This window comes from Bordetella genomosp. 12, from assembly GCF_002261355.1.
GTDB lineage: Bacteria > Pseudomonadota > Gammaproteobacteria > Burkholderiales > Burkholderiaceae_B > Bordetella.
Genome location: NZ_NEVU01000002.1, coordinates 779,727 through 802,241, shown reverse-complemented (window position 1 = coordinate 802,241; position 22,515 = coordinate 779,727). Strand labels below are relative to the sequence as shown.

Below are 22,515 nucleotides of genomic sequence, written 5' to 3'. Positions count from 1 at the left end.
TTCATTGGGCGTACGTCAGGCACACCGCCTTGGCGGTGGTGTAGCTGTCAATCGCGGCAGCGCCGTGTTCGCGGCCAATACCCGAGTCCTTGAAGCCGCCAAAGGGCAGATTGGGATCAACCATGTTGTGGGTGTTCACCCAGACCGTGCCCGCCTCCAGCGATGCCGACAGATTCATCGCGGCGTCGAGGCGGTTCGTCCAGACACTGGCGCCCAATCCATAGACACTGTTGTTCGCCTGCGCCACGACGTCGGCAAGGTCGGTGAAGGGCATCGCCACCAACACCGGTCCGAAGACTTCTTCCGTCAGCAACGTCATGGGCCGTCGGTCAGGATTGGCAAAAACCGTCGGACGTACGAAATAACCTTCGTCAGGCACGGCCGCTGCGCCGCACAGCCGCTCGGCGCCGTCCTCGATCCCGGAGTCGATCAGGCCGCGCACGCGCTGAAGATGGCGCTGCGATACCAAAGGCCCCATGTGTGTCTGCGCCGCCAGGCCGGAACCGACGACCATGCCGTCGGCGATCTCGGCAAGGCGGCTGAGCACGGCGTCATAGATACCCTGATGCACATACAGTCGTGAACCCGCGGTACACACCTGGCCATGGTTAAAGAAGATCGCCTCGGCCGCCCCCTGAGCCGCGATGGCCGGATCGCAGTCATCCAGTACGATGACCGGACTTTTCCCGCCAAGCTCCAAAGACACCGGTTTGAGGTTGCGCCCGCAGACCGAGCCGATCAACCGCCCCACCTCGGTAGAGCCGGTGAAAGCGATCTTGCTGACTTTCGGGTGCGCAACCAGCGCGGCCCCGGCGCTCTCCCCTCGTCCCGTCACGACATTCAGCACGCCAGGCGGAAAGCCGGCCTCCAAGGCCAGTTCGCCCAGCCGCAGCGCCGTGAGCGGCGTTTCCTCCGCCGGTTTGAGCACCACCGCGTTGCCGCAGGCCAAGGCGGGCGCGATCTTCCATATCGCCATCAACAGGGGGAAGTTCCAGGGGATGATGGCGCCCACCACCCCGACGGGAACCCTTCGGGTAAAGGCCGATGCGCGCCGCCCGGGCGGCAGGGGCAATGACAGGTCCAGCGTGGAGCCGCTGATCTTGGTTGCCCATCCGGCCATGTAGCGCAACCACTGCGCGCCGGCCCCGACTTCGAACATCCTCGAGTAAGCCAGAAGCTTGCCGTTGTTCCGGGTTTCCAGCAGGGCAAGTGCTTCGCCGTTGGCCTCCAGCAGATCGGCCAAACGAAGCAGGAGCCGCTCTCGGGCCGCCGGCGGCATCGCGCACCAGGCCGGGGAACGAAAGGCCCGCCAGGCCGTTTCAACGGCGTGATCCACGTCTGCGGCGCTGCCATCTGGCACACAGGCAATCGCCTTGCCGGTCGCGGGGTCGAAGACCGGTATCGTGGCGCCGGACTGCGCCTCCCGCCATTCGCTGCCGATCAGCATCTTGTCGCGCAGCGCGGTAGCGCATTCTGAAGCTTGGGTATCCATAGTGAATTCCTGAATAATCTGTCGTCGGAATCTGCGCGTGTCCACGCCGCCTTACGCCGCCTCGGCACGCCGGGCATGTGCTTGCCCGGACCTGGGCCGGACAGCAGCCCAGCCGATCACGATCAGCGCCACCATCGCCAGCACACCGAATAGATAGGCAGGCGCCAAAGCGATGACCCCAAATACGTCGCCCGGGCCAAAGCGATTGCCGCCAAAGGACAAGCCGCGGTTGGAGGCGAAGTTGGAGAACAAGTAAAAAATGACGTTGGACCAGCCGTCCGCGACCACGATCCAGCCAAGCCACTTTTGCGCGCCTTCCTTAAAGTGCAGCCCGGGCAGCACGAAAGCGACCGCGATCACCATCATCCCGTTCAGGGCGGGCCCGACGTGAGCCCGCGCCCATCCCTCGGGCGTGCCAGGGATGTTGAAAGGCAAAATGAAACCGGGATACAGCTCGAACCCCTCCAATAACTTCATCCACAGGCCAAGGCCGAACAGCAGCGTGCAAAAAATCATGAGTACGCCGTGGCCGGCCATGCGCTGTTGAAATGACTTGTCCATGACTGTCTCCAAAAAACATTGAATGAGGGCGCGCGCTCAGACCGGCTCAAGACCAGCTCTGGCGCCGGTGGTATCGACTGGAGAAAAACAACAATGGCGCTCCTTGCACACACCCGCTGGCGGTGACGCGCGCAATAAAGAGCGTGTGATCATGGATGTCCACCTGCTGTTGGACTTCGCATTCGAACCAAGCCAGCGCCGAACGGAGGACGGGAGAATGATTCGGCACGACGAACTCGGGCCGAGAATCCGCTGGCGCTTTACCGCTGAAAAGCGCCGAAAGGCCGACCTGCTCGTCATGCAGGACGCTGACACCAAAGCGCAGATGATTGCGGATCAGCCCGTGGGTTCGGCCGCTCTTGAGCGAGATCAGCACCGTCGGCGGGTCGAGACTGACCGACGTAAAACTATTGATCGTCATCCCATGGACCTCGGCCGTGTTCTCGGCCTGCACCGACACCACCGCGATGCCGGTTGCAAACTGAGAAACTGCCTGTCGAAACTGCGTTCGTTCGTCGATGGAAAGGGCCTCGGGGCCAAGTTCGGTATTGGTCATTGCAGCTCACGGGCGCAGGAAGCCACCCTCCCGTCCCAGTATGGGAAGGACAGTGAAAACCTGTTGTTGGGGAAACGCGGCGGGTCAGGCGGCCGCAGGAACGCTTCTGTCTGCGGCCTGCGCCTTCAGGCGCTCACACCAGGCGGCCATGCGTTGCGGACTGGAGAACACATCCCATTGCCGCTCCGGATAATTGAAGTTGTCGGTGAACGCATCAGCCAGATCGCGGTTCTGATAGAGCTCGCCAATGAACTGCTGCAGTTCGACCGGCAGGGTCCGCAGATTGGTCAGCATGAAGTTGGTCCAGCGCGTCGCGCTAAGCACGCGGTCCTGGCGACGCAGGTTCACGTGCTCGCAGAAGCGCTCGTCGAAAACGTCCTGCCGCACGATTTCCTCTCCCACGATCCACGCGGCGTGCGAGGCCATGTTGGCGCCCTGCCCCAGCACCGGGTCGACCGTCGCGTGCACATCGCCCAGCGCCAAGGCCATCTTGCCATTGCCCAGCGGCATGTGCGTGGCCCGTACCGTGGGCGTGACGGCACCCTGCAAAATGTCCAGCGGGCTGTTGGCCAGATCGAACTCGCGTTCGTTGATCCGTTCGGCAACGCTCGGATGGTGAACACGCAGTTTTCCGAGCAACATTTTCATGAACCCCGCAGGGTCTTCGTCGTACTTCTGCCTGGCGACGATTTCCATGTCGCCGCCCGGAATGTTCTCGATCACCAGCGCCGTGACCATTCCGCCAAACGAGACGGTGGGAATCTCGATCATCTCGCCATGGCCGGGTGAGAAAGACATGGTGACGGCACGGATGTCCGCCTGTTCGATGCCTTTGAACAGCGCGGCACATAGCAGGCGCTGGGGACGATCGAAGGGGGAAAACTCCGCGCGGTGCTGAAACATCTGGCCCAGCGGCCCCTTACCGGTACTGACCACGATCAAATCATAGGCATCGGCCATGGCCGGTATATCTGCGGCATCCAGGGTTCGATAGTCCAGGTCGCCGCCGCGCTCAAGAAAGTCTTCCATGAGCCGGGGTTGGTAAATCCGGTAATCGACCGCGCGGCTGGGATTGACGAGGTCGCCGTAAAACCGCAGGGGCTGCGGCCCGCCGATGTAGTAATAGTGCCCGTAGTAGCCCATATCGGGCCAATGGTCCACCCCGAGCGCGGCCTCCCGCGCAACCGTGACCGAATGATGCGCCACGGTATTCAGCAGCCGCATCGAGGCGTATTCCTCGGGCTTGCGGTCGGTGTGGATGGTGACATCCACGCCGTGCTTCAGAAGATAAAGACCCAGATGCAAGCCGGCCGTCCCGGCGCCAATGATGCCGATTCTCTTACGAGCCACGGTTTGTCTCCCTACGTTTTGGTTTGGAATGGGAGTGAATATATTCTCGTGCCATTTAATCGAAAACCAGGCTAGGTGGATTAACATACATTCCAGTATGGATTGAATAAAAGCGAGAGAAATGGATAACCTATTGCTTTTACAGACCTTTTTGCGAACGCTCGAACGCGGTAGTTTTTCGGCGGTGGGCCGGGCCCAGGGAATATCCCAATCCGCGGTGAGCAAGCAGATCGCCTCGCTCGAAGAAACCCTGGGCATGCAGCTCTTTCGGCGCACCACCCGCAAGTTGAGCCCCACCGCGGAGGCCTTGCAGCTCTATCCTCATGTCCGGCAACTCATCGATGCCGTCGACGTGGTGCGCTCGGAGACCCGCGGCGTTCCCGCGACCGGCGTGGCCGGCACTCTGCGCGTCACCATGCCGGGCGCATTCGGGCGGCGCCTGATCATGCCGCTGCTTCCCCAACTACTGGCCCGGCATCCGCGCCTGATTCTGGATCTGGTCTTTACCGACTCCACGCTTGACCTCGTCGAGGAAGGAATGGAGTTGGGAATCCGGGTCGGTCAGCTCCCTTCCAGCACGCTGGTCACGCGCACACTGGGCATGGAACAACAGATGGTCGTGGCCAGCCCGGAGTACCTCAAACGGCATGGCCGCCCGGAATCCCCGCAGGACCTTGCCGACCATAGCTGTATCGCTTATGCCTATGCTCAGCGTTGGAGCCGCTGGGAGTTCGATTCGGAAAACGGCCGTCAGGCCGTGGAGATCAGCGGCGCAATACGGGTCAACGACCTGGACGCGATTTGCGAAGCCACCTTGTCGCACCTCGGCGTCAGTCTCGTGCCCGCCTGGCGCGTCAACGCCGACATCCAGTCAGGCAAACTGGAGGCGTTGCTCACCGATTATTACGCCACGCCGCAACCCATCAACATCGTCTATCCGCAGACCCGATTTTTGTCGCAACGCGCACGTGTCTTCATCGACTTTGTGCTGGAGCACGTAAAGGGACTCTGATGCCGCTATCGTTGGCATGCGGCGCCGGGCGTTGCCGGCCGGCGCCGCCCGCTGCCTAGGTTTTGTCAGGGATGTTCTCGAGGTCGGCCAGCCAGACACTGGCTTCGGAGTCGCTCGGCGCGCGCCAATCGCCGCGGGGACTCAGCGAGCCGCCGGTGCCGACCTTGGGCGCGTTGGGAACGCACGATCGCTTGAACTGGCTGATCTTGAAGAACCGGAACAGGAAGATGCCGAGGTTCTTCTTGATGTCAGCCAGGGAGTAGTCGCGCGGCTGGCCGGCCATATCCGCGGGCCAGCTGCCGGCGGCCTTGTCGCCCCAGGCGCTCAGGGCCAGAAAGGCGACCTTGGACGGACGGAAGCCAAAGCGCAGCACGTGATAAAGATTGAAATCCTGGAGTTCGTAGGGCCCGATCACGCTCTCGGTCTTCTGCTCGATCTTGCCCGCTTGCGCGCCGGGGACCAGCTCCGGACTGATGTCGGTATCGACGATCTCCCGCAGGACCTGGGCGCCGTCGGCGTCCCCTTCCAGCGTGTCGGCGGCCCAGCGGACCAGATGGCTGATCAGGGTCTTGGGTACGCTGGCGTTGACACTGTAATGAGACATGTGATCGCCCACACCGTAGGTGCACCAGCCGAGCGCAAGCTCGCTCAGGTCGCCGGTGCCGATCACGATTGCGCCGCTATAGTTGGCCAGCCGGAACAGATGATTGGTGCGCTCGCCGGCCTGGACATTTTCAAAGGTGATGTCGTATTGCGCCTCGCCGTTGACGAAGGGATGGCCCAGGTCCTTCAGCATTTGAAGGCAGCTCGGCCGGATATCGACCTCGGAAGCGGAGCAGCCCACGACCTGCATCAGCCGCCGCGCCTGCGCGAGCGTCCGGTCGCTGGTCGCAAACCCCGGCATGGTCACGCCCAGTATGTTGGTGCGCGGCAGGCCCAGGCGATCCATGGCCTGGGCGCAAACCAGCAGGGCGTGGGTGGAATCCAACCCGCCCGACACGCCGATGACGACCTTGGACAAATTGCTGGAGGCCAGCCGCTGGACCAGGGCCGTGACCTGGATGTTGTACACCTCGCGGCAGCGCGCTTCGCGCCCGCGCACGTCATCGGGCACGTACGGAAAGCGCTTGACGCTGCGCCGCAAGGGCAAGTCATGCGTGGTGTCGACCGGCACGTCACACGTCACCACGCGGAACCGCCCGACCTCTTCGCGATGCCGTCGCGCCGATTGCGCGAAGGTCGTCTGGTGCATGCGTTCGCGCGATAGCCGCTCGACATCGATGTCCGCATAAATGAGATGCGACGCATCGCTAAAGCGCTCCGATTCGGCCAGGCGCTCGCCATTTTCATAAATGAGCGCCTGCCCGTCCCAGGCCATGTCCGTGGTGGACTCGCCTTTGCCGGCCGAGGAATACAGATAGGCCGCCAGGCAGCGCGCCGATTGCTGGCTGACCAATTGGTGCCGGTAGGCGGACTTGCCGATCACGATGTTGGAGGCGGACAGATTCAACAGAACCGTGGCTCCTGCCAGCGCGGCGAAGGACGAGGGGGGAATGGGCACCCATACGTCCTCGCAGATTTCGACATGAAACTTGAAATGCGGGATGCCAGGTACGTCAAACAGCAGCGACGCGCCAAAGGGCACGTCCGCACCGAGCAGCCGCACGCTGTCGACGGTGGCGCAGTCGGCCGCGCTGAACTGCCGGGCTTCGTAAAACTCCGCGTAATTGGGCAGATAGCTTTTGGGCACGATCCCGTGCACACGGCCGGCGCCCACGACCGCCGCGCAATTGAACAGCGCGTGATTGACCCGCAGCGGCAGGCCCACGACCATGATCAGGTCCAGCGTCTCGGAGGCCTGGACCAGCTCGCCCAGGGCGCGCGTGCAGGCATCCAGCAGTGCCTCCTGGTGGAACAGATCATCGCAGGTGTACGCCGACAGTCCCAGCTCCGGGAAGGCAACGAGCACGGCGCCGTCGGCGGCAGCCTGCCGAGCCAGCGCCAGCGTCTGCGCCACATTGAAGGCGGGGTCCGCGACGCGGCACTCCGGAACACCGACGGCGACACGGGCAAAACCGTGGTTATAAAGGTTCAAAAATGCCTTTTTCATGCTCGTATCCTTAGTTGCCACCATCATGCCTGACGACTCGACTTCTTGCACGGGACGCCCCCATTGCCCTTGCTGTCAGCCCGGTCTTTGCACGGGCGGCAGCGCCTGCTCGAGCCGGGCTTCACGCAGCACCGACTGCCGCAACTGGCCGGAAAAAGCGGAGAGGTCCGCGCCCGACGGCTGTTGATACAGGCGCAGGCCCAGCTCCGGGAGGATGGCCAGCAGATGATCGAAGATATCGCCCTGTATGCGCTCGTACTCGACCCAGGCCGTCAACGCGGTAAAGCAATAGATCTCCACCGGGATGCCCTCGGCCTGGGGCTCCATCATGCGGACCATCATGGCCATGTCCTGGCGCACCTCGGGATGCTGGCGCAGATACGCCAGCGCATAGGCGCGAAAGGTGCCGATATTGGTCAGCCGGCGCCGGTTGGCCGGAACCTCGGCCAGTTCGCCCAGCTCCTGGTTGGCCCGCGCCAGGTCGGTCTCTTTGGCCTGGAGATAGTCATGCAGCAGGCGAAACCGCATCAGATGCTGGGACTCGGCGGCATCCAGAAAGCGCACGGACGTGGCGTCGATGCGCAGCGTGCGCTTGATGCGCCGCCCGCCGGACTCGAACATTTGCCGGTAGTTGCGATAGCTCTCCGAGAAAAGCTTGTAGGTCGGCACGGTGGTCACCGTGTTGTCCCAGTTTTGCACCTTCACCGTATGCAGCGCGATGTCCTTGACGAAACCGTCGGCGTTGGCTTGCGGCATTTCGATCCAATCACCGATGCGCAGCATGTCGTTGGAGGTCAGCTGCGTACTGGCCACCAGCGACAGCAGCGTATCCTTGAACACCAGCAGCAGCACCGCCGACAGCGCGCCCAGGCCGGAGATCATCCATAAGGGCGAGCGGTCCATGAGGATGGACAGCACCAGCACCACACAGATGGCCACCATGATCAGCTTGGAGATCTGGATATACCCCTTGATGGAACGGGTCTGCGCGCGCGTGGTCGCCGAGTACGTGTCTTGCCAGGCGCTGAGCACGCCGCTGACGGCGACGAAAACACAGATCCAGGCACCCGCGTGCGCCAGCCGCCCGACCAGCGTGACGACCCGCTCGGCGTGGGGCACCAGCCCGATGCCCACGGAAACCACCGCGAAGGGCACGGCATACCAGAGATTCTGATAGGCGCGGCGGCGCTGCAAGGCCTGGTCCCAGTCTTCATGGCCGGAGGCGCGCAACAGGCGATGGGCAAAATAGAGCACCAGCCGGGCCACCACCCACTGAATGAAAAGCGCCGCCAGCGCGAGCACCGCCACGCCGACCAGGGTCTGTGCCCAGGCCTGGGTGGGGGTGTACTCGTCCAGGGTGGCGGCCACGGTTTGCCACTGCATCGTCAACGCTTGCTCCTTGCCTCGGGGTCCTTGCGGTCACATTATCCGATATCGCGGCCGGCAACGCCCGTGCGCCAGTCCGCCTTCCAGGCCCTATAATTCCCGCCATCATGGCAAATCATTCCTCCCAGCAAGACCAGTTCGCCAACAAGGCCCAAGCCTGGTCCGCACGGTTCTCCGAACCCGTCTCCGATCTCGTCAAGCGCTACACCGCGTCGGTGGATTTCGACAAGCGCCTGGCGCGCCACGACATCCGCGGCTCGCTGGCGCACGCAGACATGCTGGCCGCCCAGGGCATCATCTCCGCCCAGGATCTGGCCGACATCCAGCGCGGCATGCAGCAAATCCTCTCGGAAATCGACGCCGGCAGCTTTCAGTGGCTGCTCGATCTCGAAGACGTGCACCTGAACATCGAAAAGCGCCTGGTGGAGCTGGTCGGCGACGCGGGCAAGCGCCTGCACACCGGCCGCTCGCGTAACGACCAGGTCGCCACCGACATCCGCCTGTGGCTGCGCGATGAGATCGATAACCTGATCGGCCTGCTGCGCCAGTTGCGCCACGCCCTGGCCGCCGTGGCCCTGGACAACGCCGCGACCATCATGCCCGGCTTTACCCACCTGCAGGTCGCCCAGCCGGTCACCTTCGGCCATCATCTGCTGGCCTATGCCGAAATGTTCGGCCGCGATGCCGAGCGGCTGGCCGACTGCCGCAAGCGGGTCAACCGCCTGCCCTTGGGCGCCGCCGCCCTGGCCGGCACGTCCTATCCCATCGACCGCGAGCGCGTCGCCCGCAGCCTGGATTTCGATGGCGTGTGCCGCAACTCGCTCGACGCCGTCTCGGATCGCGATTTCGGCATTGAGTTCTGCGCCGCGGCCGCCCTGATCATGACGCACGTCTCGCGCCTGTCGGAAGAACTGGTGCTGTGGATGAGCCCGCGCGTGGGCTTCATCGACCTGGCCGACCGCTTCTGCACCGGCAGCTCGATCATGCCGCAAAAGAAAAACCCCGACGTGCCCGAACTGGCGCGCGGCAAGACCGGACGCGTCAATGGCCACCTGGTGGCCTTGCTGACCCTGATGAAGGGCCAGCCGCTGGCCTACAACAAGGACAACCAGGAAGACAAGGAAGGCCTGTTCGACACGGTCGACACCGTGCGCGATACGCTGACCATCTTTGCCGACATGGCCGGCGGCATCAAGGTCAAGCCCGACAATATGCGTGCTGCGGCCCTGCAGGGTTTTGCCACCGCCACCGACCTGGCCGACTACCTGGTCAAGCGCGGTCTGCCCTTTCGCGATGCCCACGAAGTGGTCGCCCATGCCGTGCGCGATTGCGAGCAGCGGGGCTGCGACCTGGCCGATCTCACGCTCGATGAGCTCAAGGCCTATCACCCCTCCATCGAGGCCGACATCCACGATGTGTTGACCCTGGAAGGCTCGGTGGCCGCGCGCAAGCACATCGGCGGCACGGCTCCCGAGCGCGTGCGCATCGAGGCGCAACGCGTCATCGACGAAACCGCCTGAGGCACGCCGGTTTCCGGCACCCAAGCAAATGGGCCCCTTACGGGGCCCATTTGCTTGGCCGGGCCGGCGCCCGCGCCTATCCGGCTGCCGGCGTCTCGCCCGTCCAGTCGCTCAGAAACTCACGGAAGTCCGGACGTTCGTGCTGCGGTACGGCGCAAGCCGGCGTGCCTATGGCCAGATAGCCCAGGAACCGGTACTCCAGCGGATCCAGGCCGAGAATTTCCTGCACTGCTTCGACATACGTGCCCAGGCCCGTGCTCCAGAAGGCGCCATAACCCAGCATATGGGTGGCGTTGAGGATGTTCATCACGGCCGCGCCCGCGGCCAGCACTTGCTCCTGCTCGCAGACCTTGGAGTTGTGATCGATCTTGGCTGCCAAGGCCAGAAACAGCGGCACATCGGCCATCCAGGCGCGCACGGATTTTTCTTTTTCGGGCGTCATGCGGACGTCGCCGCTGCGCTTGACCGCATCCAGGGCCACATCGGCGAAGCGGTCGATGGCCTCGCCCTGAATGCGCACGAAACGCCAGGGACGCAGCGCGCCGTGATCCGGCGCGCTCATGGCGGCTTGCAGGATCAGCGCCTGCTCGTCGGGTTTGGGCGCCGGCGCGCGCAGAAACTTCACGGAACGGCGCGTATTCAGCGCATGCAGGGCGGGTTGGGTCAGGGCGTCGGTCATGGTGCTCGAATGGGTGCGGAGGGCAGCTATGGTAGCAAGCCGCCTGACCCGGGCCTCATGCGCCGGGCCGATCAATGAGAAACGTTCCTATTGTAGGCGCGCCCCGCGCCGCCCGGCCTATCTCCCCGCCCGGCGGTACGGGTATTGGCGCGCGGATCACCCCAGGTGTGTGTGGCGCTCCGGGCGCTCGTCCACCTGCATCTCGGACAGCCCGTGCAGAATGCCGCAATCGTCGGCGTCGGGATGCGCCGCGACACAGCGCTGGCGCAACTCGGTCAACTGGGCTCTGAGCTGGGTAAGCTCGGCAATGCGGGCATCCACGTGAGCGATATGCTCGTCGAAGAGCTCATTGATGCCGCCGCAGCCGGCCTGGTGATTGTCGGCCAGCCTGAGGATGGCGCGGATTTCGTCCTGGGTCATGTCCAGGGCGCGGCAATTGCGGATCAGGCGCAGCCGCTCCAGATGCACCTGCCCATAGCTGCGGTAGTTGTTCATGCCCCGCTGCGGCGCGGGCAGCAGCCCTTCACGCTCGTAGTAGCGGACTGTCTCCACCGTCGTGGCGGCCGCCTTGGCCAATTCACCGATCTTCATCCTGGGCTCCGGTTCGCAACGCTTGACCCTATAGTAACTCCAGGGTGTGCAATGCCAACAGCTTCTCCCGCTATATAAGGGACGTAACAACACGAGATCATCATGTCCAAGTCCTCGCATGACGCCCACCCCGCCTCTTGCTGCGCGCACGCCGCGCATGACGACGCGCACGCCGAGCAGGCAGGCGGACGGCATGGGCACGACCACGATCACCCCCACGATCACGACCACGCCCTGCCCGACAAGGCCGCGCTGGCGGCAACGGGGCTCCACGCGGGCGAAGGCGAGCAACTCTCGCGCCTGCGCATCGGCCAGATGGACTGCCCCACCGAGGAAACCCTGATCCGCAAGAAGCTGGGCAGCATGCCGCAGGTGCATGAGCTGGAGTTCAATCTCATGCAGCGCGTGCTGACCGTCGTGCATGCCGAGGGCGCGCGTGAGGCCGTGATGCAGGCCATCACCAGCCTGGGCATGACCCCCGAACCGGTCGAGACCAGCCGTCCGGCGGCGTCCGCCCAACCCGGGGGCTGGCGCCTGCTGGCCGCCGGCGGCGTGCTGGCCGCGCTGGCCGAGGCCGCGCATTTCGCCGCCCTGCCCGCCTGGCTGACGGCGCTGCTGGCGCTGGCCTCCATCGCGGCCAGCGGTCTGGGCACATATCGCAAAGGCTGGATCGCCGTGCGCAACGGCAACCTGAACATCAACGCCCTGATGAGCATCGCCGTGACCGGCGCCGTGCTCATTGGCCAGTGGCCGGAAGCGGCCATGGTGATGTTCCTCTTCAATGTCGCCGAACTCATCGAAGCCCGGGCGCTGGACCGGGCGCGCAACGCCGTGCGCGGCCTGATGGAGCTCGCGCCGCAAACCGCGCATCGCCAGAACCCCGATGGCAGCTGGAGCGACGTGCCCTCCGACCAGTTGCAGATCGGCGATGCCGTGCGCGTGCGGCCGGGCGAGCGCATCGCCGCCGACGGCACGCTGATCGACGGCCGCTCGGCCGTCGATCAGGCGCCCATCACCGGAGAAAGCCTGCCGGTCGAAAAGACAGTGGGCGATCCGGTATACGCCGGCACCATCAATGCCTCCGGCGGCTTCGATTACCGCGTCACGGCAGCTGCCGGCAACACGACGCTGGACCGCATCATCCATGCCGTCGAGCAGGCCCAGGGCGCGCGCGCGCCCACGCAGCGCTTTATCGACACGTTCTCGCGCGTCTACACCCCGGCCGTCGTGCTGCTGGCGGTGCTGGTCGCCGTCGTCCCCCCGCTGCTGCTGGGCCACACCTGGATGGATTCACTTTACCGGGCACTGGCCTTGCTCATCATCGCCTGCCCCTGCGCCCTGGTGATCTCCACGCCCGTCAGCGTGGTCAGCGGCCTGACCGCCGCCGCACGGCGCGGCATCCTGATCAAAGGTGGCGTGTACCTGGAAAACGGCCGCAAGCTGCGCTGGCTGGCGTTGGACAAAACCGGCACCCTCACCCAGGGCAAACCGGTACAGACCGACCTGGTGCTGCTGCAGCCGGCCACGGCTGACGGCCTGGCGCCGGATCGCGTGGCGGCCAGCCTGGCTGCGCGCTCGGATCACCCGGTGTCGCGCGCCCTGGCCCAAGCCTATACCGCGGCGGACGTGCTGCCGGTCGACGGCTTCGAGGCGCTGCCGGGCCGCGGCGTGGCCGGCCAGATTGCGCAGACCCGATACTACTTGGGCAACCGCCGCCTGATGCGCGAGCTCAATGTGCTCGACGACTCCGTCGAGGCGCGCATCGACACGCTCGAAGCGGCCGGCAAGACCGCCAATCTGCTCAGCGATGGCCGCCAGGTGCTGGCGCTGGCGGCGGTGGCCGATACGCTCAAGCCCAGCAGCGCCGAGGCGATCACGGACCTGCATGCATTGGGCGTGCGCACCCTGATGCTCACCGGCGACAATAACCGCGCGGCCCAGGCCGTGGCGCGCGAAGCCGGCATCGATGAGGCCCATGGCGACATGCTGCCCGAAGACAAACTCGAGCGCGTGGCGGCCAAGATCGGCAGCGACGGTCTGGTGGGCATGGTCGGCGACGGCATCAACGACGCCCCTGCCCTGGCGCGCGCCGATATCGGCTTTGCCATGGGTGCGGCAGGCACCGGCACGGCCATCGAAACGGCAGACGTGGCCCTGATGGACGACGACCTGCGCAAAATTTGCAGTTTCCTGCGGCTGTCACGCGCCACGCACCGTGTGCTGATGCAGAACATCGTTCTGGCGCTGGGTATCAAAGTGGTGTTTCTGGCGTTGGCCGTCACCGGCCACGCCACGCTCTGGATGGCGGTGTTCGCGGACGTGGGCGCCAGCCTGCTGGTGGTGGCCAATGGCTTGCGCCTGCTGCGCGCGGCCAAAACGGCATGATGGGAGACATTCCGCAACAACTTCCCCCCGGGCCGTTCATGTTTTGTCTTGAATAGAAAACCCATCACATCCGGATTTTCTCCGACCCCATTAGAGTTCAGGCGCGCCCCCGATGGCGCCGCCAAGATCAACATCGATGAGGAAAGAGGAAAATGACGCCAACCCAACGCGCCCTGTGCTGGACGACCCTGGCCGGCAGCCTGACCCTGGCCGGCTGCGCCAACCTGCAGAACATGGACACCAACAGCCTCCTGGGCGCGGGTGGCAATATGGCCCGCGCCGTGAGCCTGACGGACGCCGACATCGTGCAGCTCTCGGATGCGGCCTGCAAGGAAAGCGATGCGCAATCCAAGATCGCGCCGGCCAACAGCAAATACGCCAAGCGCCTCAACACCGTGATGGCGGGCTTTGGCAACATGGATCTGAACGGCCAAAAGATCAACTACAAGGTCTACCAGACCGATGAGGTCAATGCCTGGGCCATGGGCAACGGCTGCGTGCGCGTCTATACCGGGCTGATGGACAAAATGAACGACGACGAACTGCGCGGCGTCATCGGCCACGAGATGGGTCACGTGGCCTTGGGCCACACCCGCAAGGCCATGCAGACCGCTTATGCCGTGAGCGCGGCGCGCACCGCGGCCGGCGCCGCCGGCAATAGCGCCGTCAGTGCCCTGACCTCTTCGCAACTGGGCGACCTGACCGAAAAATTCATCAATGCCCAGTTCTCGCAGGCGCAGGAGTCGGCCGCCGACGATTACTCCTTTGACCTGCTCACGCAGAAGAAGATGAATCGCCAAGGCCTGGTGACGGCCTTCGAAAAGCTGGCCGAACTCGACGGCGGCCAAAGCAGCATGCTCAGTTCTCACCCCTCGTCGCCGGCGCGCGCCAAGCATATTCAGCAGCGCATCGACAGCGGCAAGTAAGCGCCGCGAGGGTCGTGCCGCCGCTCAGGTCGAGCCAGGCGGCATGACCTGCCCGATGGAACGCGGATCGCGCGGCAGCCAGCGGCCGGCCTCGGCCTGGGCAATGAAATCCAGCACGGCGCGGTTGAAGGCCTCGGGTTCCTCGAGGTTGATGGTGTGCCCCGTCTTGGGCAGCACCAGCAAACCGCTGTTGGGCAAAACCCGCTTCAAGAACAGCGACGCCTGTAAGGCATGATCGTCCTCATCGCCGGCGATGACGAGCGCGGGCACCTGCATCTCGGCCAGCGAAGCCTGCATCGTGTCCAGCGCAGGCCGGCGCGCCTGCACGCCGCGCAACGTCAGTGCCGCGCCCCGCGCATCGTGGCCGGCCAGCGCCTGCGCAAACTCCCGCCATCCGCGCACATCCTTGTTCTGAAACGGGATCCGCGCCGCGCCTTCGGCATAGATCGGGCCATAGGCGCCGCTGCCCAGGGTTTCGAACTGCGTGGCGGCAGCCTGCGAGGCGGCCTGAAAACTCTGCCGGTCCGCCCCCATGGCGCCGTAGCCCGCGCCGGCGATCGTCAGCGACCGTGCCCGGGCCGCGAAGGCCAGCCCGAAATGCAGCGCCGCGAAGCCGCCCATGGACAGGCCGACGATATGGGCCTGCGCAATGCCGGCGTCGTCGAGCACCGCGGCCATGTCGCGCACCGCGCGCGCCTGGGAATAGGCCTGCGGCGCCTGCGGCACCTCGGAGGGCGGATAGCCGCGCGCATTGAAGACGATGCAGCGATGGCGGCGCGCGAACGCGCGCAATTGCGGCTCCCAGCTGCGCATGTCACCGGCAAACTCATGCACGAACAGCACGGGCGGCCCCTCGCCCACGCTCTCGTAACACAGGCGCACGCCATCGTCGGTCAGTACTTGATTCATGATGGGCGATCGCCGTATCAGGGTGCCGGGTATTGCGAGGTGAACCAATCCGCGATCTGCCCGCCCGTCATGAAGACCACCCCGGGCTGCTGCATCAACAGATCCAGCATGCGTTCGAAATCGCCGAACCGGTGCGGCACGCCCATCAGGTGGGGATGCAAACCCAGGGCCAGCACTCTCGGGCTGCGCTGCGCCTCGCGGGTGAATACCTCCAGCGTGCGGGTCAGACGCAGGAGAAACTCCGGCGTGGAATGCTTTTCCACCGCATAGATGACGGAATCATTGAGTTCCAGGTTGTAGGGCATCTGGATCAGGCTGCCCTGCCGCACCTGCATCCAGTTCGGCAAATCGTCGACCACCCAATCGCAGACATACTCCACCCCGGCCGCGGCCAGGATATCGGGCGTGTCCAGCGTTTCGCGCAGCCCGGGACTCAACCAGCCGCGCGGCCGGCGGCCGGTGAAGGCGCGCAGTTTCTCCAGGCAGGCTTCGATGAGCTCGCGCTCGCCGTCGCCATGATTAAGCGACTGCTGATGCATGCCATGGCCGATGAACTCCCAGCCGGCGCGCAGCATGGCTTCGGCGGCGCGCGGATAGGCATCGATGACGCTGGCGTTGCAACTGGTCGAGGCCGGCAGCCCGCGCGCGGCGATGGCCTCGAGCATGCGCGCCAGGCCGGCGCGCATGCCGTAGTCGGCCCAACTGAAATTCGGCACATCGGGTACCGTCTCGCGCCCATGCGGCGGCGTGATGATCGTGCGCGGCATGGATTGATCGAAGCGCCAGTTCTCGACGTTGATCACCAGATGCACCATGATGTTGCCGCCGGCGGGCGGCTCGCAGGGCGGCCGGTCTTGCGGAAAGGCGTGAGCAATGCGGGGATTGGACATGAGGGATTCCGGAGTCAATGGCGCATCTGGCCGAGGATGTCGCGCTTGAGGCCATTGAAGACTTCGCCGGTGATCAAATCCAGCGAACGCGGACGCTCGATCGGCACCGTGATGCGCGTGGCGATGCGCCCCGGGCGCGCCGACATCACATAGATAGTGTCGGCCAGCAGGATGGCCTCATCGATATCGTGGGTGACAAAGACCACCGTCTTGCGCAAGCGCTGCCAGACCGATAGCAATAGCTCCTGCATGGTCAGCCGGGTTTGCGCATCGAGCGCCCCGAAGGGTTCGTCCATCAACAACACTTTCGACCCCAGCGTCAGCACGCGGGCAATGCCCACGCGCTGGCGCATCCCGCCCGACAACTGCACCGGCAGGTGCTGCTTGAAGGCCGACAGCCCGGTGATCTCGAGCATTTCTTCGGCGCGCGGCACATAGTCGCTCTTGGACAGCCCCGCGATCTTGGGCCCGAAGACCACGTTCTCCCACACATTGAGCCAGGGAAAGAGCGCGGCCTCCTGGAACACCACGCCGCGCTCCGGCCCCGGCCGGACCACGGGCTGGTTGCCGACCCGCAACTGCCCCTCCGACGGGAACTCAAAACCGGCGATCAGATTCAGCAGGGTCGATTTGCCGCAGCCGGACGGGCCGAGCAAGGCGACGAACTCGCCTTCTTCGACCTGCAGGTCGATGTGATCCAGCGCGTGGACGGGCGATACGCCGGGATAGGTTTTACTCAACTGCGTAACGGATATATCCGACATGACACCCTCAATGATTCTGGAGCATGCGCCAGGCCAGGACGCGGTGTTCGACAGCGACCAACAAACGATCGCTCAAAAAGCCCATCAAGCCGATGGACGCCATATCGGCCAGCACGATGTCCATGCGGCCCACGTAATAGGCATCCCAGAGCACATAGCCCAGGCCGGACTTGACGGCCACCATCTCCGAGACGATGACCGCCGTCCAGGAAATACCCAGCCCGATGCGCAAGCCCGTGAAAATGGACGGCATGGCGGCCGGCAGCACGACGCGGCGCAACATCTGCGCCGGCGAAGCGCCCATCATGCTCGCCGCGCGCACCAGGTTGCGGTCCACATCGCGGGCGCCCTGCGTGGTGTTGACCACGATGGCATAGAAGCCGCCCAGAAAGATGAGGAAGATCGAGCCCATGTCGCGTATGCCGAACAGCGCAATCGAGAACGGCAGCCAGGCCGTGATGGGAATCGGCCGCAGCCCCTGGATCAGCGGATCGAGCAACCGCGAGGCCAACCGGCTCCAGCCAATGGCCAGACCCAGCGGGATCGCGGCCAGCATGGCCAGCACGAACCCTTGCGCCACCCGCAAGGTCGAGTACTGCACATTGCTCACCCAGGTCCCCTGGTAGGGATTCAGGCCCATGCCGGGGTTACCGAAAATCCAGGCGTACCAGGCCTTGCCGACCTCCACCGGGGTGGGCAGCACGCCCGCCATGTCGGCGGACTGCCCCACCCATTGCCAGACCGCCAGGATGAGCAGCGGCACCACCAGCGCGGTGGCGGCGCGGCGCCAGGCCGCGCCGTGCCCGCCCACACGCGGCGCGGACGCCGCCTGTTTGAGGATAGAAGAGTTCATGACTGGCTCCTGAGGCGGCTACTGAACCTCGCGCATCAGCGTCGGATCCCACACCTTGCTGATCTGGCCGCTGACATCCTTGGGAATCACCCCCAGATCGTGGAAGGTCTTGGCCTGACGCTGCAACTGCCCGAGATCCAGCACGCCGCCCAGCTTGATCAGCTTGGCCGATTCACGCGTGACCGGCAGGGGCAGGTTGGTGTATTTGGCATACGCTTCGGCAAATGCTTCGGGATCTTTGGCGAGCTTCTCTTCCGCCTGCTTATAGGCCCACAGGAAGCACTTGACCGCCTCGCGCTTGTTGGTCAGGGCTTCGCGGGTGGCGGCCAGCAACCCCAGCTCCGCCCCCACGGCCTTCGATTGGCTATATTCCAGGTTCTTGGCAAAGTAGGCGGTGCCGTCTGCCACCAGCTGCGACTCGAACGGCTCCCACAAGGCCACGGCGTCCACGTCGCCGCGTTGCAAGGCCTGCACGAAGGCCGTCCCGCCGCCCTGGATGTTGACCGCCGTGAAGCTGTTGTAGGGGATGCCCTTCTCGGCCAGGGTGGCCGCCCATTGGAACCACACGGCCGATCCGGGCGCAATGCCGACCCGCTTGCCGGCGAGATCCTTCCAATCGTCCATCTTCACGCCCTTGCGCGTGACCAGATACTTGGGCGAGGAGGCCACGCCGGACAGGCCGACGATCTTCTCGCTGCCTTGCGCCAGCGCGATGGCCAGATCGGCCGGCCCGATGCCCGAGACATCGAGCGAACCGGACAGCAGCGCGGTGCGGGCGTCCGCGTACCGCACGAACTCCACAGGATTGACTTCGACGTTGCAGGCCTTCAACGGCTCGGCAATGAAGATCATGGGCGACAGATGCCCGACCTTCACATAGCCGACGTTGAGCGTCTGCTTCTGCGGCGCGGGCGCCGGTTGCGGCCCCACCGCGGCGGCCAGGCTGGCAAATCCGCTTAAGAAGACCGTGATGGCGGTCCGATAAAACGTTTTCATGTATTTCCCCTTGTGCTGATACTCGGCGGCCGATGAAGACTGCGCGGCCCTGGCTGATGAAGGCGTTGTTCTACCGCCCTTTGAAAACCGGCGGCCGCTTCTCGCGAAAGGCGGCTTGCCCCTCGCGATAATCGGCACTGCCAAAACATTGCTGCACCGCCTGCTCGACCTCGACGGCCGCCGGCGCTGCGTTCAGAAGATGGCGCAAGGCCAGACGGGCTGCGCGCAAGGTGAGCGGCGCGTTGCCGGCCACGGCCTCGACGCGCGACTGGGCCTCGACGGCGAAATCCGCGTCGGCAAACACCTCATGGGCCAGCCCGATGCGCGCGGCCTCATTCCCGTCGAAGCTGCGGGCCGTCAGAAACAGATCCATGGTGCGTGCCGCGCCCAGCATGTCGCTCATGCGCTTGACGCCATCGAGGGCATAGCCCAGACCCAGGCGCGCGGCCGGCATGCGAAAGCGCGCCGAGGCATTGCAATAGCGCAGGTCGCAGGCCAGCGCCAGGCCCATGCCGCCGCCCATGCAAACCCCCTGGATCACCGCGATGGTGGGAATGCGGCTGTCGGCCAGCGCCTGTTGGGCCGCGCTCACCGCCTGGTCATAGCGCGCCACCTGTGACGGATCATTGCGCTGCGCGCCAAACTCCGAGATATCGGCGCCCGACACAAAAGCGCGTTCGCCTTCGCCCTGCAGCACAATGGCCCGCAGCGCCTCGTCTTCCTGCGCCTGCACCAGCACGGTATGCAGCGCCTGCCACATGCTCAGCGACATGGCATTGAATCGCGCCGGATTGCAGAAACGCACGCGCAGCACGCCGGCTTGTTTGTCGGCCTCGATACGGCCGGGCTGAAGATCGTTCATGTTGCGGCTCCGTGCTCAGACCACGCCGGTCTCATGCAGACGCTGGATATCCTGCTCCCCATAACCCGCCTCGCGCAAGACTTCGTCGGTATGCTCCCCCCAACCCGGCGCGGTGCGCTCGATATCGGCCGGTGTGCGCGCCAGCGTGACGGGCTGCGTGATCAGCGTGCGTTCGCCGCCTTGCCAGGCCTCGCAGCGGCGCGCGACATCCAGATGGCGCACCTGGGCATCCTCGAACATCTGCGGCACGTTGTAGACCGGCCCGGCCGGCACGCCCGCGGCGTTCAGCACGTCGACCCAGTAGGCGACGGGCTGGCGCTCGAACACCGCCTGAATCTCGGCATTGAGCCGCTGGCGATGGCGCACGCGCAGCTTTTCGGTCTGGTATTCGGGATCGGCCAGCCAATCCTGACGCCCCAGCGCCTGGCAAAAGCGCTTCCAATTGCCCTCGCCCGAGGCGCCCAGATTGAAGGCCCCATCCTGCGCCTGAAACAACCCCATGGGGCTGCTGGTGGGATGGTCGTTGCCTTCCTGCACCGGCACATCGCCGTCGTTGAGGTAGCGCGCGCCCTGGAAATCCATCATGGCGATCTGCGCATGCAGCAGCGAGGCATGCACCCACTGCCCCTCGCCGGAAACCTCGCGTTCGAGCAAGGCGGTCAGAATACCGATGGCCGTATAAAGACCCGTACTGGAGTCTGCCACGGCCAGGCCGGCGCGCACGGGGCCCTGCCCCGGCAGACCGGTCACCGACATCAGGCCGCCCATGCCCTGCACGATCTGGTCAAACCCCGGCCGGCCCGCGTAAGGGCCCGTCTGCCCGAAACCCGAAATGCTGGCCAGAATGATGCGCGGGTTCAGCGCGCGCAATGACGCGTAGTCCACGCCCAGCCGCGCCTTGACATCGGGGCGCCAGTTTTCGACCACCACGTCCGCCCCCGCCACCAGGCGGCGAAAGACCTCCAGTCCCTCGGGCTTTTTGAGATTCAGCGTCAGGGAGCGCTTGTTGCGGTTCAGATTCTGGAAGTCCCCGCTCCAGCGGTCCGCGGCGAACATGGCTTCATTGGGATCGACGCCCGGCGGCGGTTCGATGCGGATCACATCCGCGCCGAAATCTGCCAGCATGCGCACGCAGGTCGGGCCCGCACGCACCCGGGACAGATCCAGGACGCGAAAGCGGCGCAGGGCTGGCGAAGCGGAAAGCGAAGGCATGATGCGATTCAACCTTGAGACAGAGAAAACGTAAATGGAGAGCTGGCCTGCGCCAGGGCGAGCAACCGGGCCTCGGCGCCCGCGCGCCCGATGGCCTGCACGCATACCGGCCGGCCCCGGCGATCACGCCCGACCGGAAACACCAGCGCTGGCAGGCCGAGATAGTTCACGAAGGCAAACCAGCGAAACATATCGAGCAGTCGGCGCGCCTCAAATCGCGCCGAGGTGGTCAGTACCTGCTCCCAATCCGGCACGCCGCGCGGCAATGCAGGCGTGAGGAGCACATCGTTGTCGGCCAGCGCCTGCGCCAGAAAATCCCGGGTGCAGCGATCCCGCTCTGCCTGAGCCTGGGCCAGCCACGCCTCGGGCAGGGCCGCGCCCGTCAGGGCCAGCGCGCGGGCCAGGCTGCCCAGCGCCGGCTCCTGGCCCCGCAAGGCCGGGGCGTGGCTGGCGTAAGCCTGCGCATACAGCACGGTCTGCCCCAGGCGCGACCACTCGCTCAGACCGGGCAAAGCCACCTCGCGGCGCTGGGGCGCGCAGCGGTCTGCATAGTCCTCCAGCACGGTCAGTACCTCGGCGTCGGGTTCGCCCTCGGGATGCCGCCAGCAGGTGCCGATGCGCTGAACCGGCTCCGACTGCGCGGCCGGCACCAGTTGCTCCCACACCCGACGCAGATCGTCAGCGCTGCGGGCCAGCAGCCCCACGGTGTCCAGCGACGGAGCCAGCGGCGCCACCCCGCGGTTGGACAGCAGGCCCGCCGTGGGCTTGAGGCCCAGCAGGCCGCACGTGGCCGCCGGAATCCGCACCGACCCCGCCGTGTCCGTTCCCAGCGAGGCATAGCAGAGTCCCGCCGCCACGGCCACCGCCGATCCGCTCGACGATCCGCCCACCGCGGCCTGTGCATCCAGCGGGTTTTGAGGCAAGGGATAGCGCGGGTTCTCACCCGTGGCGCCGCAGGCATGCTCGGCCATGACCAGCGTGGCCAGTGGCGGGGCCCCGGCCGCGGCCAGGCCCTGCACCAGCGGGGACACCTCATCGGCGCCCGGCCACGCATATCCGGCGCCGCAGTGCGGCGCGTGCTCCGGCAGCACGAAGATGTCTTTATGGGCCAGACCGACCCCGGCCAGCGGCAGGTTCCGCGCCGGGATCGGCGGCGCGGGCAGCAGGTTCGCCACGCAATCCCAGCGTTGCCGCGCAAAAGCCTCGCGCTGCGCCGCCAGGGCATCAGCCACGCTCAGCTCGCCGCCTGCCAGGGCCGCGCGCAGCGCGGCGATGGACGCTGGCAGCCCGGCCGGCGTCATGCTTGCGGCTCCGGCGCCAGCCGCGCCAGGGCTTTGGCCACCGAGGCCGCCTCACGCGCGCTGGCTGCAATACCCAGCCTGGCCAGTGTGCGCGCCACATCCTCGGGCGTAGGAACGGGACCTTGCATATCGAAAAACCCCTTGTGTATTATTTTTTAGA

General features: G+C 65.3%; 21 protein-coding genes. 4 read left to right on the top strand and 17 right to left on the bottom strand.

Translation table 11 applies throughout. The features are described 5' to 3' along the window. Window position 1 precedes the first annotated feature (1 nt). The 4 genes from styD to styA all read right to left on the bottom strand — a co-directional run bounded on the left by styD (window position 2) and on the right by styA (window position 3,959). Window positions 2-1,492: a phenylacetaldehyde dehydrogenase StyD gene (styD, locus tag CAL22_RS09225; RefSeq protein ID WP_094812440.1), complete on the bottom strand. Its 1,491-nt coding sequence runs from the start codon at window positions 1,490-1,492 to the stop codon at window positions 2-4. 51 nt (window positions 1,493-1,543) lie between these two features. Further along, window positions 1,544-2,053, bottom strand: coding sequence for a styrene-oxide isomerase StyC (gene styC, locus CAL22_RS09220; protein WP_094812438.1), 510 nt, complete (start codon window positions 2,051-2,053; stop codon window positions 1,544-1,546). 46 nt (window positions 2,054-2,099) lie between these two features. Further along, on the bottom strand, window positions 2,100-2,609 hold the full coding sequence (gene styB / locus CAL22_RS09215; RefSeq protein ID WP_094812436.1) for a styrene monooxygenase NADH-dependent flavin reductase subunit StyB: 510 nt from the start codon (window positions 2,607-2,609) through the stop codon (window positions 2,100-2,102). Between the two features lie 84 nt (window positions 2,610-2,693). Further along, window positions 2,694-3,959 carry a styrene monooxygenase subunit StyA gene (gene styA, locus CAL22_RS09210; RefSeq protein WP_094812434.1) on the bottom strand — a complete coding sequence of 422 codons (1,266 nt, stop codon included), beginning with the start codon at window positions 3,957-3,959 and terminating at the stop codon, window positions 2,694-2,696. Between the two features lie 121 nt (window positions 3,960-4,080). Between styA and CAL22_RS09205 the strand changes: the two genes are divergently transcribed. Further along, window positions 4,081-4,971, top strand: a complete 891-nt coding sequence (locus tag CAL22_RS09205; protein WP_094812432.1) for a LysR family transcriptional regulator — start codon at window positions 4,081-4,083, stop codon at window positions 4,969-4,971. Window positions 4,972-5,026: 55 nt separating this feature from the next. On the opposite strand, the gene CAL22_RS09200 is transcribed toward CAL22_RS09205, so the two are convergent. Beyond that, window positions 5,027-7,081, bottom strand: coding sequence for an NAD(+) synthase (locus CAL22_RS09200; protein WP_094812430.1), 2,055 nt, complete (start codon window positions 7,079-7,081; stop codon window positions 5,027-5,029). Between the two features lie 75 nt (window positions 7,082-7,156). Then, entirely contained in the window at window positions 7,157-8,464 is a 1,308-nt protein-coding gene (locus CAL22_RS09195) for a mechanosensitive ion channel family protein (RefSeq protein ID WP_094812428.1), read from the bottom strand. Window positions 8,465-8,574: 110 nt separating this feature from the next. Between CAL22_RS09195 and argH the strand changes: the two genes are divergently transcribed. Next, window positions 8,575-9,987: an argininosuccinate lyase gene (argH, locus tag CAL22_RS09190; RefSeq protein WP_094812426.1), complete on the top strand. Its 1,413-nt coding sequence runs from the start codon at window positions 8,575-8,577 to the stop codon at window positions 9,985-9,987. Window positions 9,988-10,063: 76 nt separating this feature from the next. Here argH and CAL22_RS09185 read toward each other — a convergent pair whose 3' ends face one another. After that, a complete protein-coding gene (locus CAL22_RS09185; RefSeq protein ID WP_094812424.1) occupies window positions 10,064-10,666 on the bottom strand; it encodes a nitroreductase family protein in 603 nt (200 codons plus the stop codon). A gap of 156 nt (window positions 10,667-10,822) precedes the next feature. Beyond that, window positions 10,823-11,257: a Cd(II)/Pb(II)-responsive transcriptional regulator gene (gene cadR / locus CAL22_RS09180; protein WP_094812422.1), complete on the bottom strand. Its 435-nt coding sequence runs from the start codon at window positions 11,255-11,257 to the stop codon at window positions 10,823-10,825. A gap of 102 nt (window positions 11,258-11,359) precedes the next feature. On the opposite strand from cadR, the gene CAL22_RS09175 reads away from it, so the two are divergent. Together CAL22_RS09175 and CAL22_RS09170 are read left to right on the top strand one after the other, a co-directional pair. Beyond that, window positions 11,360-13,642 carry a heavy metal translocating P-type ATPase gene (locus CAL22_RS09175; RefSeq protein WP_094812420.1) on the top strand — a complete coding sequence of 761 codons (2,283 nt, stop codon included), beginning with the start codon at window positions 11,360-11,362 and terminating at the stop codon, window positions 13,640-13,642. 233 nt (window positions 13,643-13,875) lie between these two features. Then, window positions 13,876-14,568, top strand: a complete 693-nt coding sequence (locus tag CAL22_RS09170; protein WP_244193856.1) for a M48 family metalloprotease — start codon at window positions 13,876-13,878, stop codon at window positions 14,566-14,568. Window positions 14,569-14,592: 24 nt separating this feature from the next. Here CAL22_RS09170 and CAL22_RS09165 read toward each other — a convergent pair whose 3' ends face one another. The 9 genes from CAL22_RS09165 to CAL22_RS21425 form a co-directional block, all read right to left on the bottom strand. Beyond that, a complete protein-coding gene (locus CAL22_RS09165) occupies window positions 14,593-15,477 on the bottom strand; it encodes an alpha/beta fold hydrolase (RefSeq protein ID WP_094812416.1) in 885 nt (294 codons plus the stop codon). A 17-nt stretch (window positions 15,478-15,494) separates the two neighbouring features. Next, on the bottom strand, window positions 15,495-16,367 hold the full coding sequence (locus CAL22_RS09160; protein WP_094812414.1) for a polysaccharide deacetylase family protein: 873 nt from the start codon (window positions 16,365-16,367) through the stop codon (window positions 15,495-15,497). A 14-nt stretch (window positions 16,368-16,381) separates the two neighbouring features. After that, the gene (locus CAL22_RS09155; protein WP_094812412.1) at window positions 16,382-17,131 is read right to left on the bottom strand and encodes an ABC transporter ATP-binding protein; all 750 of its coding nucleotides are present in this window, start codon (window positions 17,129-17,131) and stop codon (window positions 16,382-16,384) included. A gap of 7 nt (window positions 17,132-17,138) precedes the next feature. After that, window positions 17,139-17,984, bottom strand: a complete 846-nt coding sequence (locus CAL22_RS09150) for an ABC transporter permease (RefSeq protein WP_094812410.1) — start codon at window positions 17,982-17,984, stop codon at window positions 17,139-17,141. Window positions 17,985-18,002: 18 nt separating this feature from the next. Further along, on the bottom strand, window positions 18,003-18,980 hold the full coding sequence (locus CAL22_RS09145) for an ABC transporter substrate-binding protein (protein ID WP_094812408.1): 978 nt from the start codon (window positions 18,978-18,980) through the stop codon (window positions 18,003-18,005). Between the two features lie 70 nt (window positions 18,981-19,050). Continuing rightward, window positions 19,051-19,842, bottom strand: coding sequence for an enoyl-CoA hydratase (locus CAL22_RS09140; protein ID WP_094812406.1), 792 nt, complete (start codon window positions 19,840-19,842; stop codon window positions 19,051-19,053). Window positions 19,843-19,857: 15 nt separating this feature from the next. Beyond that, window positions 19,858-21,054, bottom strand: a complete 1,197-nt coding sequence (locus CAL22_RS09135; RefSeq protein WP_094812404.1) for a CaiB/BaiF CoA transferase family protein — start codon at window positions 21,052-21,054, stop codon at window positions 19,858-19,860. Window positions 21,055-21,062: 8 nt separating this feature from the next. Beyond that, window positions 21,063-22,355 (bottom strand): amidase, encoded by a 1,293-nt coding sequence (locus tag CAL22_RS09130; protein ID WP_094812402.1) that lies wholly within the window; start codon window positions 22,353-22,355, stop codon window positions 21,063-21,065. Next, window positions 22,352-22,483 (bottom strand): hypothetical protein, encoded by a 132-nt coding sequence (locus tag CAL22_RS21425; RefSeq protein ID WP_279628539.1) that lies wholly within the window; start codon window positions 22,481-22,483, stop codon window positions 22,352-22,354. The genes CAL22_RS09130 and CAL22_RS21425 overlap by 4 nt, the downstream gene beginning before the upstream one ends. Window positions 22,484-22,515: the final 32 nt, after the last annotated feature.

Excerpts from the sequence above, each read along its gene's own strand:
- CAL22_RS09185 (WP_094812424.1), bottom strand. The coding sequence starts at position 10,666 with ATGACCGACGCCCTGACCCAACCCGCCCTGCATGCGCTGAATACGCGC.
- styC (WP_094812438.1), bottom strand. The coding sequence starts at position 2,053 with ATGGACAAGTCATTTCAACAGCGCATGGCCGGCCACGGCGTACTCATG.
- CAL22_RS09175 (WP_094812420.1), top strand. The coding sequence starts at position 11,360 with ATGTCCAAGTCCTCGCATGACGCCCACCCCGCCTCTTGCTGCGCGCAC.
- CAL22_RS09200 (WP_094812430.1), bottom strand. The coding sequence starts at position 7,081 with ATGAAAAAGGCATTTTTGAACCTTTATAACCACGGTTTTGCCCGTGTC.
- CAL22_RS21425 (WP_279628539.1), bottom strand. The coding sequence starts at position 22,483 with ATGCAAGGTCCCGTTCCTACGCCCGAGGATGTGGCGCGCACACTGGCC.
- styB (WP_094812436.1), bottom strand. The coding sequence starts at position 2,609 with ATGACCAATACCGAACTTGGCCCCGAGGCCCTTTCCATCGACGAACGA.
- CAL22_RS09145 (WP_094812408.1), bottom strand. The coding sequence starts at position 18,980 with ATGAAAACGTTTTATCGGACCGCCATCACGGTCTTCTTAAGCGGATTT.
- styD (WP_094812440.1), bottom strand. The coding sequence starts at position 1,492 with ATGGATACCCAAGCTTCAGAATGCGCTACCGCGCTGCGCGACAAGATG.
- CAL22_RS09160 (WP_094812414.1), bottom strand. The coding sequence starts at position 16,367 with ATGTCCAATCCCCGCATTGCTCACGCCTTTCCGCAAGACCGGCCGCCC.
- CAL22_RS09155 (WP_094812412.1), bottom strand. The coding sequence starts at position 17,131 with ATGTCGGATATATCCGTTACGCAGTTGAGTAAAACCTATCCCGGCGTA.
- CAL22_RS09170 (WP_244193856.1), top strand. The coding sequence starts at position 13,876 with ATGGACACCAACAGCCTCCTGGGCGCGGGTGGCAATATGGCCCGCGCC.
- CAL22_RS09165 (WP_094812416.1), bottom strand. The coding sequence starts at position 15,477 with ATGAATCAAGTACTGACCGACGATGGCGTGCGCCTGTGTTACGAGAGC.
- CAL22_RS09140 (WP_094812406.1), bottom strand. The coding sequence starts at position 19,842 with ATGAACGATCTTCAGCCCGGCCGTATCGAGGCCGACAAACAAGCCGGC.
- CAL22_RS09130 (WP_094812402.1), bottom strand. The coding sequence starts at position 22,355 with ATGACGCCGGCCGGGCTGCCAGCGTCCATCGCCGCGCTGCGCGCGGCC.
- CAL22_RS09205 (WP_094812432.1), top strand. The coding sequence starts at position 4,081 with ATGGATAACCTATTGCTTTTACAGACCTTTTTGCGAACGCTCGAACGC.
- argH (WP_094812426.1), top strand. The coding sequence starts at position 8,575 with ATGGCAAATCATTCCTCCCAGCAAGACCAGTTCGCCAACAAGGCCCAA.
- CAL22_RS09195 (WP_094812428.1), bottom strand. The coding sequence starts at position 8,464 with ATGCAGTGGCAAACCGTGGCCGCCACCCTGGACGAGTACACCCCCACC.
- CAL22_RS09150 (WP_094812410.1), bottom strand. The coding sequence starts at position 17,984 with ATGAACTCTTCTATCCTCAAACAGGCGGCGTCCGCGCCGCGTGTGGGC.
- cadR (WP_094812422.1), bottom strand. The coding sequence starts at position 11,257 with ATGAAGATCGGTGAATTGGCCAAGGCGGCCGCCACGACGGTGGAGACA.
- CAL22_RS09135 (WP_094812404.1), bottom strand. The coding sequence starts at position 21,054 with ATGCCTTCGCTTTCCGCTTCGCCAGCCCTGCGCCGCTTTCGCGTCCTG.